The sequence below is a fragment of the Rhodococcus sp. S3 genome (assembly GCF_058211795.1).
The window spans coordinates 2068823-2083921 of the sequence record NZ_CM177074.1 but is presented as its reverse complement, the minus strand read 5'-3'; the positions used below and the strand labels follow the sequence as shown (position 1 = coordinate 2083921).

The 15099-nt window shown below is 68.4% G+C and carries 11 protein-coding genes; 1 reads left to right on the top strand and 10 read right to left on the bottom strand.

From position 1 onward, the window contains the following. Positions 1–112: 112 nt before the first annotated feature. The 3 genes from AC0LPE_RS09690 to AC0LPE_RS09680 form a co-directional block, all read right to left on the bottom strand. The gene (locus tag AC0LPE_RS09690) at positions 113–592 is read right to left on the bottom strand and encodes a hypothetical protein (protein WP_159418550.1); all 480 of its coding nucleotides are present in this window, start codon (positions 590–592) and stop codon (positions 113–115) included. Then, the gene (gene dapB, locus AC0LPE_RS09685; protein WP_170318494.1) at positions 589–1344 is read right to left on the bottom strand and encodes a 4-hydroxy-tetrahydrodipicolinate reductase; all 756 of its coding nucleotides are present in this window, start codon (positions 1342–1344) and stop codon (positions 589–591) included. Before dapB ends, AC0LPE_RS09690 begins: the two co-directional genes overlap by 4 nt. An 85-nt stretch (positions 1345–1429) precedes the next feature. Further along, positions 1430–2032 (bottom strand): TetR/AcrR family transcriptional regulator, encoded by a 603-nt coding sequence (locus tag AC0LPE_RS09680; protein ID WP_443209920.1) that lies wholly within the window; start codon positions 2030–2032, stop codon positions 1430–1432. Between the two features lie 50 nt (positions 2033–2082). On the opposite strand from AC0LPE_RS09680, the gene zapE reads away from it, so the two are divergent. Beyond that, positions 2083–3135 carry a cell division protein ZapE gene (gene zapE, locus AC0LPE_RS09675; RefSeq protein WP_490606099.1) on the top strand — a complete coding sequence of 351 codons (1053 nt, stop codon included), beginning with the start codon at positions 2083–2085 and terminating at the stop codon, positions 3133–3135. On the opposite strand, the gene AC0LPE_RS09670 is transcribed toward zapE, so the two are convergent. From AC0LPE_RS09670 to AC0LPE_RS09640, 7 genes are all read right to left on the bottom strand, one after another. Continuing rightward, entirely contained in the window at positions 3084–4421 is a 1338-nt protein-coding gene (locus AC0LPE_RS09670; protein WP_490606098.1) for a M16 family metallopeptidase, read from the bottom strand. The genes zapE and AC0LPE_RS09670 overlap by 52 nt on opposite strands. Before the next feature lie 96 nt (positions 4422–4517). Continuing rightward, positions 4518–5249 carry a respiratory nitrate reductase subunit gamma gene (gene narI / locus AC0LPE_RS09665; RefSeq protein WP_490606097.1) on the bottom strand — a complete coding sequence of 244 codons (732 nt, stop codon included), beginning with the start codon at positions 5247–5249 and terminating at the stop codon, positions 4518–4520. Then, a complete protein-coding gene (gene narJ, locus AC0LPE_RS09660) occupies positions 5246–5911 on the bottom strand; it encodes a nitrate reductase molybdenum cofactor assembly chaperone (RefSeq protein ID WP_064060417.1) in 666 nt (221 codons plus the stop codon). Before narJ ends, narI begins: the two co-directional genes overlap by 4 nt. Next, on the bottom strand, positions 5908–7578 hold the full coding sequence (narH, locus tag AC0LPE_RS09655; RefSeq protein WP_064060416.1) for a nitrate reductase subunit beta: 1671 nt from the start codon (positions 7576–7578) through the stop codon (positions 5908–5910). Before narH ends, narJ begins: the two co-directional genes overlap by 4 nt. Positions 7579–7603: 25 nt before the next feature. After that, positions 7604–11299, bottom strand: coding sequence for a nitrate reductase subunit alpha (locus tag AC0LPE_RS09650; RefSeq protein ID WP_490606096.1), 3696 nt, complete (start codon positions 11297–11299; stop codon positions 7604–7606). Continuing rightward, on the bottom strand, positions 11296–12543 hold the full coding sequence (locus AC0LPE_RS09645) for a nitrate/nitrite transporter (protein WP_490606095.1): 1248 nt from the start codon (positions 12541–12543) through the stop codon (positions 11296–11298). Before AC0LPE_RS09645 ends, AC0LPE_RS09650 begins: the two co-directional genes overlap by 4 nt. 192 nt (positions 12544–12735) lie before the next feature. Continuing rightward, positions 12736–15021: a polyribonucleotide nucleotidyltransferase gene (locus AC0LPE_RS09640; protein ID WP_160875925.1), complete on the bottom strand. Its 2286-nt coding sequence runs from the start codon at positions 15019–15021 to the stop codon at positions 12736–12738. Between the last annotated feature and the right edge of the window lie 78 nt (positions 15022–15099).

The following is a 15099-nucleotide window of genomic DNA, read 5'->3' as shown; positions in this document are numbered from 1 at the left end:
AAGCCGCTCGCGGCAGCGCTTGTGAAGCCGCTCGCGGCAGCGCTTGTGAAGCCGCTCGCGGCAGCGCCTATCGAAACCGCTTGCGGCAGGTTTGTCGAAGCCGTTCGCCGGCTCAGGAACCGGCGTGGCCGTCGCGTTCGAGCTTCTCGAGCGCGACCGCCCGGCGCATCGTCTCCCGCGCGCGGCTGCGGTCGCCCGCGTAGTCGTACGCGCGTGCCAGCCGGTAGGAGTTGCGCCAGTTGTCGGGGTCGGCTTCCCATTCCTGCTTCACGGTCGCGAACAGTTCGTCGGCGGCGTCCCGGTCGATCCGCCCCGACGGCATGCGGGGCAGGTCGTCGACGTCGAGTTCGAGGCCTTCGTCGTGGATCCGCCGCGCGAGGTGCTGATGCTGCAGCCCTGCGCGGAGGGTCGCGTAGACGATCCAGGCCCCCACGACCGGGAGGATGAGGATGCCGATCCCGAGACCGATCGCCGCGACCTCACCGGACCGGACCAGCTCCAGGCCGGTGGAGCCGAGCAGAACGAAGTAGAACCCCAGCGCCACCACGATGAACGCGATGGGCACGAGGACTTTGAGCGAGCCGGTTCTCACAGGTCGAGGAGGGGATCGATTCCGACGGTCAGACCCGGTCGCTTACCGATCTCCCGCACACCGAGCAGCACCCCGGGGGCGAAGGAGGAACGGTCGATCGAGTCGTGCCGGATGGTGAGGGTCTCGCCCTGGGTGCCGAGCAGCACCTCCTGGTGGGCGACGAGTCCGGCGAGACGCACGGAGTGCACGCGGACACCGTCGACGTCGCCGCCGCGAGCACCGTCGAGTTCGGTGGTGGTGGCGTCCGGGCTCGGAGCCACACCGGCCTCGGCGCGGGCCTGCGCGATCAGACGGGCGGTGCGGTAGGCGGTGCCGGACGGGGCGTCGGCCTTGTTCGGGTGGTGCAGCTCGATCACCTCGACGGAGTCGAAGAACCGGGCGGCGGCCTGGGCGAAGCGCATCGACAGCACGGCACCGATCGCGAAGTTCGGCGCGATGAGCACGCCCACCTCGGGACGATCCGCGAGCCAGCTCCGCACCCGGTCGAGGCGCTCGTCGTCGAAGCCGGTGGTTCCGACCACGGCGTGGATGCCGTTCTCGACGAGGAAGTGCAAGTTGTCCATGACGACGTCGGGGTGGGTGAAGTCGACGACCACCTGGGTCTGCGAGTTCACGAAGGCGTCGAGGCTGTCGCCCTTGTCGACGGTGGCGACGAGCTCGAGATCGGACGCGGCGTCGACGGCGGCGCAGATCGCCTGGCCGACCTTGCCGGCAGCACCGAGTACACCCACCCGAACTTTTGTTGCATCCACTTGCGTCGTCACGCCCTTTCGTTGCCGTCTCCCCCGGAAATCCTACGCAACCACCCGTGGACGTCCCGAGCGGGTCGAACGCCACCTACTGCTGTGCGCAGAGCGCGTCGAGCCACCGACCGACGGTCGAGCTGATCTCGTCGACCCATACCGTGTCCGAATCCGAGGACATGTGGGCGCGAGCGCCGTGGGTGCGGTCGAACAGAACTCCTTCGAGCAGGGTCACCAGATCGCGCCCCGCCGTGTCGGGTTCCGGCGCACCGAGTTCCCGCACGAGATCGGTGGCCGCGGAGATCGAGAACATGCAGGCCGCGAGCGCCTCGGCAGACTCTCGTTCGAGGCGCGCGTCGGTCGCGAGCGCGTACCGGGCCAGCACATCGGTGCGACGCACAGTGAGCAGGCGTTCGAGATAGCGCGCGATCAGGTCGGCAGGAGGGCTCGGGTCGCCGGTCGTGTCGTCGAACAGCGCGGCGAAATCCGCGCGCGACCGTTCGGCGAGGCGGGTGATCGCAGCCGAGACGAGCACGTGGCGGGTGCGGAAGTAGTAGGAGGTCGAGCCCTTCGGCAGGCCGAGGTGCACGTCGATGGCCGTGTGCGTCACCGCGTGGTTGCCGCCACGGGCGGCGAGTTCGAGGGCGGCATCGCTGATGGCCGTGCGCCGGGAGGGACGTTCGGGTGAAGTCGTCACTCTACGATGATAGAGTCTCGGCCGTGAGGGTGCGCCGACGCAGGAACCGCATGTCGCCGAACACCGCCATGCCGAACCCCGTCCCCCGCACCGTGTTCGACGAGGCCGCGCACAGCCGGGGGTTCGTGCTCGATCCCGCGCAACACGACGCCGTCGAGCAGCTGTGTCATCCCGAGCGCCCGAACGTCTACCTGTGGGGCCCGCCCGGGCGCGGCAAGAGCTGGCTCGCCGACGTGTACTTCTCGGCCTATCCCGGACGGAACAAGCTGCGCGTCCACTTCCACGAGTTCTTCCGCGACCTGCACGTCGAGCTCCGACGGCACCGCTTCGATCTCGACGCCGCACTCGATCACCTGATCGGTCGCGCCGAGCTCGTGTGCTTCGACGAATTCCACGTCCACGATCCGGCGGACGGCACGTTCGTCGCCCGGTTGTTCCCCGCACTGCTCGGTCGCCGCACGCGTCTCGTCCTGACCTCGAACTATCCTCCCCGCGACCTGCTCCCCAACCCGCTCTTCCACGACGGCTTCGTCCCGACGATCGAGCTCGTCGAGCGGTGCGCGACGGTCGTCGCTCTGGACGGTCCGCGCGATCATCGGCTCGGCTCCGACCATGCGAAGGGATTCGCGTCGGGGATCTGGGCCGTCTCCCCGTCCGACCGGCAGCTACGACGGCTCGGTCTCGAACGGCCGGCGCCGGCCGAACATCGGGTCCTGCGCCCGGCGGAACGCCCGCTCCGCGCTCTACGGGCCGAGGAGGACTGTCTCTGGTTCGACTTCGGCGATCTCTGCGACCACACCACGGCGCCGGCCGACTATCTGGCGCTCGCGGCGGACCACCTGTTCTGGGTCGTCGACAAGATCCCGGATCTGACGACCGCGGGTCGCGAACCCGCGCAGCGGTTCGCCAATCTGGTGGACGTGCTCCACGACCGCGACGTGCGGGTCGTGTTCGTCTCGGAAGTCGCGGTATCGGAACTCGCTGCTCCGGCGGGACCCGTCGCGCACGACATCGGACGCCTGCGGAGCCGACTGGCCCAGCTGAGGACGATTCAGGACACGAGTTCGCGCACCGACGCCGGAACGTCACGAGTGCGCCGGTAGGGGCCGGCGACGGCGACCGCGAACGGCCGGTGCAGCAGGTCGGCGGCCACGCTGCGCACCTCCTCGGTGGACACCGACGAGATGCGTTCGAGGGTCTCGGTGATGCCCCAGTGCTGCCCGTAGCTCAGTTCGCTGCGGCCGATCCGGTGCATGCGCGCCCCGGTGTCCTCGAGTCCGAGCACGAGACCGCCGCGCAGCGACCCCTTTGCGCGAGCGCATTCCGCGTCGGTGATGCCGTGTTCGGCCACGTCGGTGAGCACCTCACGGACCACCGCGCCGACCTCACCGAGATTGTCGGGCTGGCAGCCCGCGTACACGGAGAAGGCGCCGGTGTCGGCGAAGGTGTCGGTGCCGGAGTACACCGAGTAGGCCAGGCCCCGCTTCTCGCGCACCTCCTGGAACAGGCGCGAACTCAGCCCACCGCCGACTGCTGCGTTGAGCACCGACAGCGCCCAGCGACGCCCGTCGTGCCGACCGAAGGACCGCACGCCGAGCGTCAGGTGCGCCTGCTCGTTGTCGCGCTCGACGATGCTCATCGTCGGTGCAGTGCGCAGTTCGAGCCGTCCGTCGCGGCAGGGCGCGGGGGTGGCCGCGTCGTCCAGGTGACCGGCGAAGGCGCGGCGGACCAGTTCGACTGTGTGCGCGTGGTCGACGTTGCCGGCGACCGCGACGACCATCCGCGGCGGGGTGTAGCGGCGCACATGGAACGAGTGCAACTGGGTCCGGGTCATGGACTCGATCGACTCGACGGATCCGATGATCGGCCGGCCGATGGGGTGATCGCCGTACAGGGCCGTGAGCAGCGAGTCGCCGAGCAGGTCCTCGGGATCGTCGTCGCGCATCGCGATCTCCTCGAGCACCACCTGCCGTTCGACGTCGACGTCCGTGCTCAGGCACCGGCCGCGCAACACGACATCGGCGACGACGTCGACGGCGATGGGCAGGTCGTCGTCGAGCACGTGCGCATAGAAGCAGGTGTGTTCTTTACTGGTGAAGGCGTTGAGCTCACCGCCGATCCCGTCCATCGTCTCTGCGATGTCGAGGGCGGTGCGGGTCGGGGTCGCCTTGAACAGCAGGTGTTCGAGGAAGTGGGCGGCACCTGCGACCGATCGCTGCTCGTCGCGCGAGCCGACACCGACCCAGACACCGACGGCGGCCGAGCGCACTCCGGGGACGTGCTCGGTGACGACTCGCACTCCCCCGGGTAGAACCGAGCGGCGGACGCCGGTCTCCGCAACGGGCACGGGAGTCGAAGCATCGTTCTTCACGTGGGAACTGGCAGCCATGGGGATCTTCGGTGGTCCTGACAGGTCGGGAGGGCGCGGAACATTTCACAGTACACCCGACCTCCGGGCCCTCCACCTACGGCAGGCTGCGCGTGCTCACCATCCCCGTCGCCGCGGTTCCGAACCCACGAGTCGTCCGGGAGGGGCCTCGTCGCGACTGCGATAGACGATGTACGGCCGGAACAGGTATCCGACGGGGGCACTGAAGGCGTGGACGAGGCGCGTGAACGGCCAGATGGCGAAGAGCGCGAGGCCGATCAGGGCGTGCAGCTGGAAGCTGAACGGCGCCTCCACCATCAGGTCGCCGCGGGGTTGCAGGACCCAGATCGACCGGAACCACGGCGAGACGGTCTCCCGGTAGTTGTGTTCCTCGCCCACGACACCCGACCCCATCAGCGTGGTGGCGAGACCCGCCACGATCGCGGCGACGAGCACGACATACATGACCTTGTCGTTGAGAGTGGTGGCGCTGAAGACGGGACCGCGGGTGCGACGGCGGTACACGAGCAGGGAGATGCCGACGAGCGTCGAGACACCGGCGATCGTGCCGAGCGTGATGGCCTGCACGTGATAGGCGTGCTGACTCAACCCGACGGCGTCGGTCCACGACTGCGGGATCACCAGGCCGATGACGTGGCCGACGATCACGACCAGGATCCCGAAATGGAACATCGGGCTCGCGATGCGCAGTAACCGCGCCTCGTACAGCTGGGACGAACGGGTGGTCCATCCGAACTTGTCGTATCGATACCGCCACCAGGTCCCCACCGCGACGATCGCGAGCGTCACGTACGGCACCACGTCCCAGAAGATCTCTCCTGCACTCATGATTCCGGGACTCCTCGCCGGGGCGGCACCGTCAGGGTGAAGGGCTGCAGACCGATCGACTCGCGGGGCGGTCCCGCCTGCGCGAGGCGCCGGGCCCGTTCCTCGTCCCGGGCGGTGACCGGCGGGAGCGTCGCGCACACGGCCGCGACGACCTGCGCGTACGCCGAGCCGGCCTCGTGCAGGGAGGTGTGCAGCACGTCGAGGGCCACCCGATACCGGGTGAGGAGTTCCTCGCCCGCGGCGGGATCCACGGTGGCCGCGAATTCGAGGACGACCGGCAGATGGTCGGGTGATTCGTGGGCGGGCGGCTCGACTCCCGCGGCGCGGTAGGCACTCGCGAAGGCGTGCATCTCGGCGCCGCGATTCCGGGTGTCGCCCGCGGTCCAGTAGGTCAGGTACATCGTCGAGCGTCGCCGCAGGTCGAAGGTCTCGACGTACCGCTGGGCCAGGACGAGCAGATCCGGTTCGTCCAGTGCGCGGACCGCCGTCCCCAGCATGTCCTGCTCGGGACCGGTGATGTGGTCGACGAGCTGCCCGGCGACGTCCAGCCGTCCGGCGTGTCCGGCGTCGGGATAGGCGAGCAGCAGCGACGCGGCCTGACGGACGAGGCGACGGTGCAGGGCGCGAGCGACGCCGGCGCGCCGTGGACGCAGCAGTCTCATTGCTTCTCCCCCCTCGTGTCGTGACCGCCCGGGAACATGCCCGTCGGTACGCCCTTGCCGTCCCAGTTCAGGAGGTTCACCCGCGACGGGTTCGACGCGTTCGCCGCCATCCCCTCACTGGTCTGCCGCTGTGCGAGGGCGTGGAAGGTCTCGACCGCCACCGGGACCGGGACGCCGCTGGCCTCCCCGAACGGACCCGACTCGTACATGCCGGGGCCACCTTCGTAGGACAGCGCACAGTCCGTCGCCGACTCCTCGAGCCGATGCCCTTCGGCCGCGTAGGCGGTCGGGATGACGTACCGCTCGTCGTACTTGGCGAGCGCGAGGAGCCGGTACATCTCGTAGATCCGTTCCTCGGTCATGCCGACGGCCTCGGGGATCTCGGGGCGGGTCTCGCGGCCGAGATTGATGTCGCGCATGTAGGAGCGCATCGCGGCGAGTCGTCGCAACACCGCCTCGACCGTCGCGGTGTCCCCGGCGGTGAACAGTTCCGCGAGGTACGCGATGGGGATGCGCAGGGCGTCGAGGGCGCCGAACAGGTTGCCGATGTCCTCGCCGTCGTGTCCCTCCCGGCTGACGGCGTCGACGACCGGTGACAGCGGTGGCACGTACCAGACCATCGGCATCGTCCGGTATTCCGGATGCAGCGGCAACGCGACCCGGTACGTGCTGATCAGGTCGTAGACCGGGGACCGTTGCGCGGCCTCGATCCACTCGTCGGAGATGCCCTCGGCGCGGGCGCCGGCGATCACCTCGGGGTCACGGGGGTCGAGCAGCAGGCCGCGTTGCGCCTCGTACAGGTCGGTGTCGTTCTCCACCGATGCCGCCTCCAGGACCCGATCGACGTCGTAGAGGACCAGACCGATGTACCGGAGCCTGCCCACGCACGTCTCCGAACACACGGTCGGCAGCCCCACCTCGACCCGCGGGTAGCAGAAGGTGCACTTCTCGGCCTTCCCGGTCTTGTGGTTGAAGTACACCTTCTTGTACGGGCATCCGGACACGCACATCCGCCAGCCGCGGCACCGGTCCTGGTCGACGAGGACGATCCCGTCCTCCGACCGCTTGTACATCGCGCCGGACGGACACGACGCCACACACGACGGGTTGAGGCAGTGCTCGCAGATCCGCGGCAGGTAGAACATGAAGGTCTGCTCGAACTCGAGCTTGATCCGGTCGCCGACCTTCTTCAGGATCGGGTCGTCGGGCACGATCGCCGGTGAGCCACCGAGGTTGTCGTCCCAGTTCGCCGACCATTCCACCTTCATCGGTTCACCGGAGATGAGGCTGCGCGGCGAGGCCACCGGGACGTGGTCGCCGAGCGGGGCGTTCGTCAGGTTGTCGTAGTCGTAGGTCCACGGTTCGTAGTAGTCGTGGATCGACGGCATCTTCGGGTTCGAGAAGATGCGGGCGAGTTTCGCGAGGCGTCCACCGTCGCGGAGACGCAGCCGTCCCTTGGTATCCCGGACCCAGCCACCGCGCCAGCGTTCCTGGTCCTCGTAGGTGCGCGGATAGCCCTGGCCCGGGCGGGTTTCGACGTTGTTGAACCACACGTACTCGGTGCCCGACCGGTTGGTCCACGCCTGTTTGCAGGTCACCGAGCAGGTGTGGCATCCAATGCACTTGTCGAGGTTCATCACCATCGCGAGTTGTGCCATGACCTTCACGATCGCCTCGCTTCCTGCTCACGCATCAGTAGACGACCTCCTGGGATCGGCGACGCACGATCGTCACCTCGTCGCGCTGGTTGCCCGTCGGGCCGAGATAGTTGAACGCGTAGGCCGTCTGCGCGTATCCACCGGCCAGGTGGCTCGGCTTGATGAGGATGCGGGTCAGCGAATTGTGGATGCCGCCGCGGCGTCCGGTGGTCTCGCTGCGCGGGACGTCGATGACGCGGTCCTGGGCGTGGTAGACGAACACCACCCCTTCGGGCATCCGGTGCGAGACGATCGCCCGGCACACCACGACACCGTTGCGGTTGACGGCCTCGACCCAGTCGTTGTCGCTCACCGAGATCTTTGCGGCGTCGGCCGGCGACATCCACATCGTCGGCCCGCCCCGGGACAGCGACAGCATGAACAGGTTGTCCTGATATTCCGAGTGGATCGACCACTTCGAGTGCGGCGTCAGATACCGAACGGCCAGCCCGATTCCGTCACCCGTGCCGACGGCCGGTTCGTCGAACAGTCGCGACATGTCCAGTGGGGGCCGGTAGACGGGGAGCTGCTCACCGAGTTCCTCCAGCCAGTCGTGGTCGAGGTAGAAGTGCATCCGTCCCGTCAGGGTGTGGAAGGGTTTGAGTTCCTCGATGTTGACCGTGAAGGGCGCGTACCGGCGACCTCCCGTTTCGCTCCCCGACCATTCCGGGCTCGTGATGACCGGTACGGGACGGGCCTGGGTGTCGGCGTAGGTGATCCGCCGTTCCTCGCTGCCCTCCGCGAGGTGCACGAGTCGCCGTCCGGTGCGTTTCTCCAGTTCACGGAAACCCTCGACGGCGAGCCTGCCGTTGGACGTGCCCGACAGCGCGAGGATCGTGTCGGCCATGCGTTCGGCGGTGGTGATCGCCGGACGTCCCTGTCCGGCACCGGAATCCATCACGCCGAATCTCTGTGCCAGTTCGGCGACCTCACGGTCCGGCCGGGTCACGACGCCCTTGGTGTTCAACCCGAGAGACTCGACGAGCGGACCGAGCGTCGCCCACTTCTCCGCGATCGCACCGTAGTCCCGTTCGACGACGGTGAGCGGACCCATCGTCCTCCCCGGAACCGGCACCTCGCCGGTCGAGCGCCAGTCCCGCTCGGTGCCGGACGGATACGCCATCGCTGCGGGCGTGTCGTGCTGCAGTGTCCCCATCACGATGTCGGTGCGGGTTCCCAGGTGGGTCCGGGCGAGGGTGCTGAAGGTCTGCGCGATGGCGCCGAAAGCGTCGTAGTCCGAACGGGTTTCCCAGGGCGGATCGACCGCTGCGGTGAAGGCGTGGATGTAGGGGTGCATGTCGGTGCTCGACAGGTCGCCCTTCTCGTACCAGGTCGCGGCGGGCAGGACGATGTCGGAGAACAACGTTGTCGAGGTCATGCGGAAGTCGATCGACATGAGCAGGTCGAGTTTTCCTTCGGGCAGGTCGTCGGGCCACGCCACCTCACCGGGCCGCAGGCCGGGGGCGGTCGGCTCGGCCTGCACGTTGGAATCGGTGCCGAGCAGGTGCCGCAGGAAATACTCGTTGCCCTTGCTGGACGAGCCGAGCAGGTTCGACCGCCACACGCTGAGCACGCGCGGCCAGTTCCGCGGGTCGTCGGGGTCGGTCACCGACAGTTTCAGTTCACCCGAGGCGAGTTGCTGCGCGACGTGCTGCGGGATCTCCCGTCCCGCCGCCCGTGCCTGTTCGGCAATCTCGTGGGTGTTGCGGTCGAACTGGGGATAGAAGGGTGTCCAGCCCATGGCGACCGCGGACGCCATGACGTCCATCGTGTGCTTGTCGCGGAAACGACCTCGTCCCAGCGGACTGGCCAGCGCGTCGGCACGGTAACCGTCGTAGCGCCACTGGTCGGTGTGCACGTACCAGTAGGAGGTGCCGGCCATCTGGCGAGGTGGGCGAGACCAGTCCGTCCCCATCGCCATGGCCGCCCATCCCGTGACGGGACGGCACTTCTCCTGGCCGACGTAGTGCGCCCACCCGCCTCCGTTGCGTCCCATGCAGCCGGTGAGCATGAGCAGCGCAAGTACGGCGCGATAGGTCGCGTCGCCGTGGAACCACTGGCAGATGCCGGCCCCCATGATGATCATCGAACGCCCGCCCGACTCCTCGGCGTTGCGGGCGAACTCCGTCGCGATCCGGATCGCCTGGGCCGCGGGCACCCCGGTGAGGGCCTCCTGCCAGGCCGGGGTGTACGGCGAGCCCGGGTCGTCGTACCCGCTCGGCCACTGCCCGGGCAGGTCGAGCTCCGGACGGTTCACCCCGTACTGCGCGAGCATCAGGTCGAAGACGGTGCACACGAGGTGGTCCCCGATCCGACGGACCGGCACGCCCCGTTCGATGCTTTCACCGTGCCCGTCGACGGTGTCGAAGCTCGGCAGGTACACCGCCGCGGTCTCGCCCGCTCCCCCGCCGCCGGGCGCGACCGTCAATGTCGGGACGAGGTCGCCGAGTTCGAGATTCCACTTTCCGATGCCGTCGTCGCCGTAGCGGAAGCCGAGGGAGCCCGGGGGTACGACGACGGTGTCGGTCGTACCGTCGACGAAGACCGGTTTGAAGGCCGCGTTCTCGACGCTGTGCCCGAGATCGGCGGCGGTGAGGTTCTTGCCCGGCACGAGCCTTCCGTCGCGTTCCTCGACCCGCACGAGGAAGGGCAGGTCGGTGTACCGGCGCACGTAGTCGACGAAGAACGGCACGCGCTGCCGCACATAGAACTCGGTGAGGAGCACGTGGCCCATCGCCATCGCCAGGGCACCGTCGGTACCGGCCGCGCACGCCATCCACTCGTCGGCGAACTTGGTGTTGTCGGCGTAGTCCGGACTCACCGAGACGACCTTGGTGCCGCGGTAGCGGACCTCCGTCATCCAGTGCGCGTCCGGGGTGCGGGTGACGGGCACGTTCGAACCCCACATCATCAGGTAGGAGGCGTCCCACCAGTCCCCGGACTCGGGTACGTCGGTCTGATCGCCGAAGACCTGCGGCGACGCCACCGGTAGGTCGGCGTACCAGTCGTAGAACGACGTCATCACGCCGCCGAGCAGTTCGACGAACCGGGATCCGGCGGCGAAGGAGACCATCGACATGGCGGGGATCGGCGAGAAGCCGGCCACCCGGTCGGGTCCGTACTCCTTGATGGTGTGGACGTGCGCGGCGGCGATCATCTCGGTGGCCTCGGCCCACGTGACGCGCACCAGTCCGCCCTTGCCGCGGGCACTCTGGTAGCGGCGGCGCCGTTCGGGATCGTTCTGGACGTCGGCCCAGGCGAGCACCGGATCGCCGAGTCGCTGCCGCGCCTCCCGGTACATCTCGACGAGCAGCCCGCGCGCGTACGGATAGCGCACGCGCGTCGGCGAGTAGGTGTACCAGGAGAAGGCCGCGCCGCGCGGGCATCCGCGCGGTTCGTACTCGGGACGGTCGGGACCGACTGTCGGATAGTCGGTTTCCTGGGTCTCCCAGGTGATGATGCCGTCCTTGACGTAGATCTTCCACGAGCACGAGCCGGTGCAGTTCACCCCGTGGGTCGAGCGGACGACCTTGTCGTGGCTCCAGCGGTCCCGGTAGAAGATGTCGCCCTCGCGGCCACCGCGCCGCGTGACCGTGCGTGTGTCGTCGGACTGCTCGCCGGAGGTGAAGAACCGTCCGCTGCGCACGAGCAGTTCCTCGATCCGGTTCCCGACTCCGGCGGTGTCCGTCACGGCTTCTCCTCACGTACGTCGCGGGTTCCGGATCGTGCGACAGGGGGCGGTTCGTGGGCGTGCAGGCGGAATGCGGTGTAGAACAGGCACACCAGTGCCGTCGCCGCGAGCAGGAGCAGACCGACGGTGTAGTCGTTGCCTTCGGCGTCGTAGGTCGCGCCCATCACCAGTGGCGGGAAGTAGCCGCCGAGCCCACCGGCAGCGGCGACGATGCCGGTGACACTGCCCACTGTGTGCGCCGGGGCGCGGCGCGCCACCCACGCGAAGACACCGCCGGTGCCGATGCCGAGGAAGATCGCCATTGTGATGAACGTCAGCGCCGACCACAGGTCGGGCGGGGGCTGGAAGGTCGCGATCACCGCCATCACGGCGGTGCCGGTGAACGAGGCCAGGACCACGTATTTCGGCGGCACCCGGTCCGACAGCGCTCCGCCCACGGGCCGGGCGAGGACCGCGGCGAGCGCGAAACCCGCCGTGCGGGTACCGGCGTCGACGGCGGAGAAGCCGTAGATCGTCTTGATGTAGGTGGGCAGATAGTTGCTGAACGCCACGAATCCGCCGAACACGACCGCGTACAGGAACGACATCTCCCAGGTCACACCGAGTTTCGCCGCGGCTGTCAGTTTGGGCAGCACCGGGTCGGTGTTGGGACGGAAATCGGGAGCATTGCGCATCATCAGGATGCACACCACGGCGGTCACGGCGAGGGCGGCCGCCACGACGATGTGGGTGGGCACCAGCCCGAACCAGTTCACGAAACGCGGGGTGAAGAAGGCCGACAGGGCCGTGCCCACCATGCCCGCCCCGAACACGCCGGTCGCGAAGCCGCGGCGGGCGGGTTCGTACCAGTTGTTGGCGAACGGGATCCCGACCGCGAAGATCGTGCCGGCGATGCCGAGGAAGAACCCGCAGACCAGGAGCAACGGATAGGAGCCGGCCTCGGCGGCGAATCCGACCGCGACGACGGGAACGATCGACGACAGCGAGACGGCGATGAACATCGCCCGTCCGCCGTACCGGTCCGTCATCGCCCCGACCGCGATGCGACCGAGGGAGCCCACGAGGATCGGCGTGGCCACCAGCGTCGACGCTTCCGTGCTGCTGAGCGACATGTCGGTGGCGTAGGTCGTCGACAGCGGCCCGATCATGTTCCAGGCCCAGAAGTTGATGGCGGACACCCAGGTTGCCAGAACCAGATTCGCTCCGCGCAACCTCCCGAGATCCGCCTGCGTGTCCGTTCTCACATACTCAGGGAACCATTCCCGGGCGCGGTCCGGACCCGGTTCGGCGGAATCTCACCCGGATGACGTCCGGCCGTTGCACCCCGGTAACCATGGTCTGCCGGAAACGACGCACCCGTGGTGCCCGACCGGATGTCGGGCGCCACGGGTGCGGGGTTCACGCGCCCACCGGGAACCGGCAGGCGGGTGGGGTGATCAGGACTCGGCGTTCTCGCCGGTCGCAGCGGCCTCGGCCGACTCGTCCTCGACGGGGACGAGGCTGATCTTGCCGCGGTTGTCGATGTCGGCGATCTCGACGCGGATCTTCGAACCGACGTTCACGACGTCCTCGACCTTGGCGATGCGCTTGCCGTTGCCGAGCTTGCTGATGTGCACCAGGCCGTCGCGGCCGGGGAGCAGGGAGACGAACGCTCCGAACGCCGTGGTCTTGACCACGGTGCCGAGGAAGCGCTCGCCGACCTTCGGCAGCTGCGGGTTGGCGATGGCGTTGATCTTGTCGATCGCGGCCTGCGCGGACGGGCCGTCCGCTGCACCGACGTAGACGGTGCCGTCATCTTCGATGGAGATGTTGGCGCCGGTCTCCTCGGTGATCGAGTTGATCATCTTGCCCTTGGGGCCGATGACCTCACCGATCTTGTCCACCGGGACCTTGATGGTGGTGATCCGCGGAGCGAATTCGCTCATCTCGTCGGGCGTGTCGATGGCCTCGGCCATGACCTCGAGGATCGTGGCGCGGGCATCGTGGGCCTGCGAGAGCGCACCGGCGAGGACCTGCGACGGGATACCGTCGAGCTTGGTGTCGAGCTGCAGGGCGGTCACGAAGTCCTTCGTGCCGGCGACCTTGAAGTCCATGTCGCCGAACGCGTCCTCCGCACCGAGGATGTCGGTGAGGGCGACGTAGCGGGTCTCGCGGGTGCCGTCCTCGAGCTCGACCTCGTCGGAGACCAGGCCCATGGCGATACCGGCGACCGGGGCCTTGAGCGGCACACCGGCGTTGAGCATCGACAGCGTCGAGGCGCAGACCGAACCCATGGACGTCGAGCCGTTCGAGCCGAGGGCCTCGGAGACCTGACGGATGGCGTAGGGGAACTCCTCCTGGCTCGGCAGAACCGGGATGAGCGCGCGCTCTGCGAGGGCACCGTGGCCGATCTCGCGACGCTTCGGCGAGCCGACACGACCGGTCTCACCGGTGGAGTACGGCGGGAAGTTGTAGTGGTGCATGTAGCGCTTGCTGGTCTCGGGACCGAGCGAGTCGACCTGCTGCGCCATCTTCACCATGTCGAGCGTGGTGACACCCATGATCTGGGTCTCGCCGCGCTCGAACAGCGCCGAACCGTGGGCGCGGGGAACGACCGCGACCTCGGCGGAGAGGGCACGGATGTCGGTGACACCGCGGCCGTCGATGCGGAACTGGTCGCGCAGGATGCGCTGGCGCACGAGCTTCTTGGTCAGCGAGCGGAAGGCAGCGCCGATCTCCTTCTCGCGACCCTCGAAGTTCGGAGCGACCTGCTCGAGCACCTCGACCTTGATCTCGTCGGTGCGGTCGTCGCGCTCCTGCTTGCCGGCGATGGTGAGCGCCTCGGCGAGCTTCTCCGACGCGGCGGACTCGACCGCGGTGTAGACGTCGTCCTGGTAGGGCGGGAACAGCGGGAACTCACCGGTGGGCTTCGCGGAGGCGGCGGCGAGCTGCTGCTGCGCGATGCACAGGCGGGCGATGAACGGCTTCGCCGCCTCGAGGCCCTCGGCCACGACGGACTCGGTGGGCGCCTGGGCGCCACCGTCGACGAGCGCGATGACGTTCTCGGTCGCCTCGGCCTCGACCATCATGATCGCGACGTCCGCGGTGTCGGGGTTGTCTGCCCCACCGACAATGCGACCGGCGACGACCATGTCGAAGACGGCGTTCTCGAGCTGCTCGACGGTCGGGAACGCGACCCACTGGCCCGACTTGTTGTCGTCGGAGACGATGAGCGCGACACGCACGCCACCGACCGGGCCGGAGAACGGCAGGCCGGCGAGCTGGGTGGAGGCCGACGCGGCGTTGATCGCGACGACGTCGTAGAGGTCGTTCGGGTTCAGGCTCAGAACCGTGACGACGACCTGGATCTCGTTGCGCAGACCGTCGACGAAGGACGGGCGCAGCGGCCGGTCGATCAGACGGCAGGTCAGGATCGCGTCGGTGGAGGGGCGTCCCTCACGACGGAAGAACGAGCCGGGGATGCGACCCGCGGCGTACATGCGCTCCTCGACGTCCACCGTCAGCGGGAAGAAGTCGAACTGGTCCTTGGGCTGCTTCGAGGCGCTGGTGGCCGAGAGCAGCATGGTCTCGTCGTCGAGATAGGCGACGACCGAACCGGCGGCCTGGCGTGCGAGGCGGCCGGTCTCGAAACGGATGGTGCGGGTGCCGTAGGCACCGTTGTCGAGCGTCGCGGTGGTCTCGTAGACCCCTTCGTCGATCTCGACTGCGGTAGTGCTTGTCATCTGTATGTCTTCTCTTCCCTCTTCGTCTTCGCCGTACCCGCGCGGGCGCCGCGACCCCCGTGGCCACGGCTGCGCACC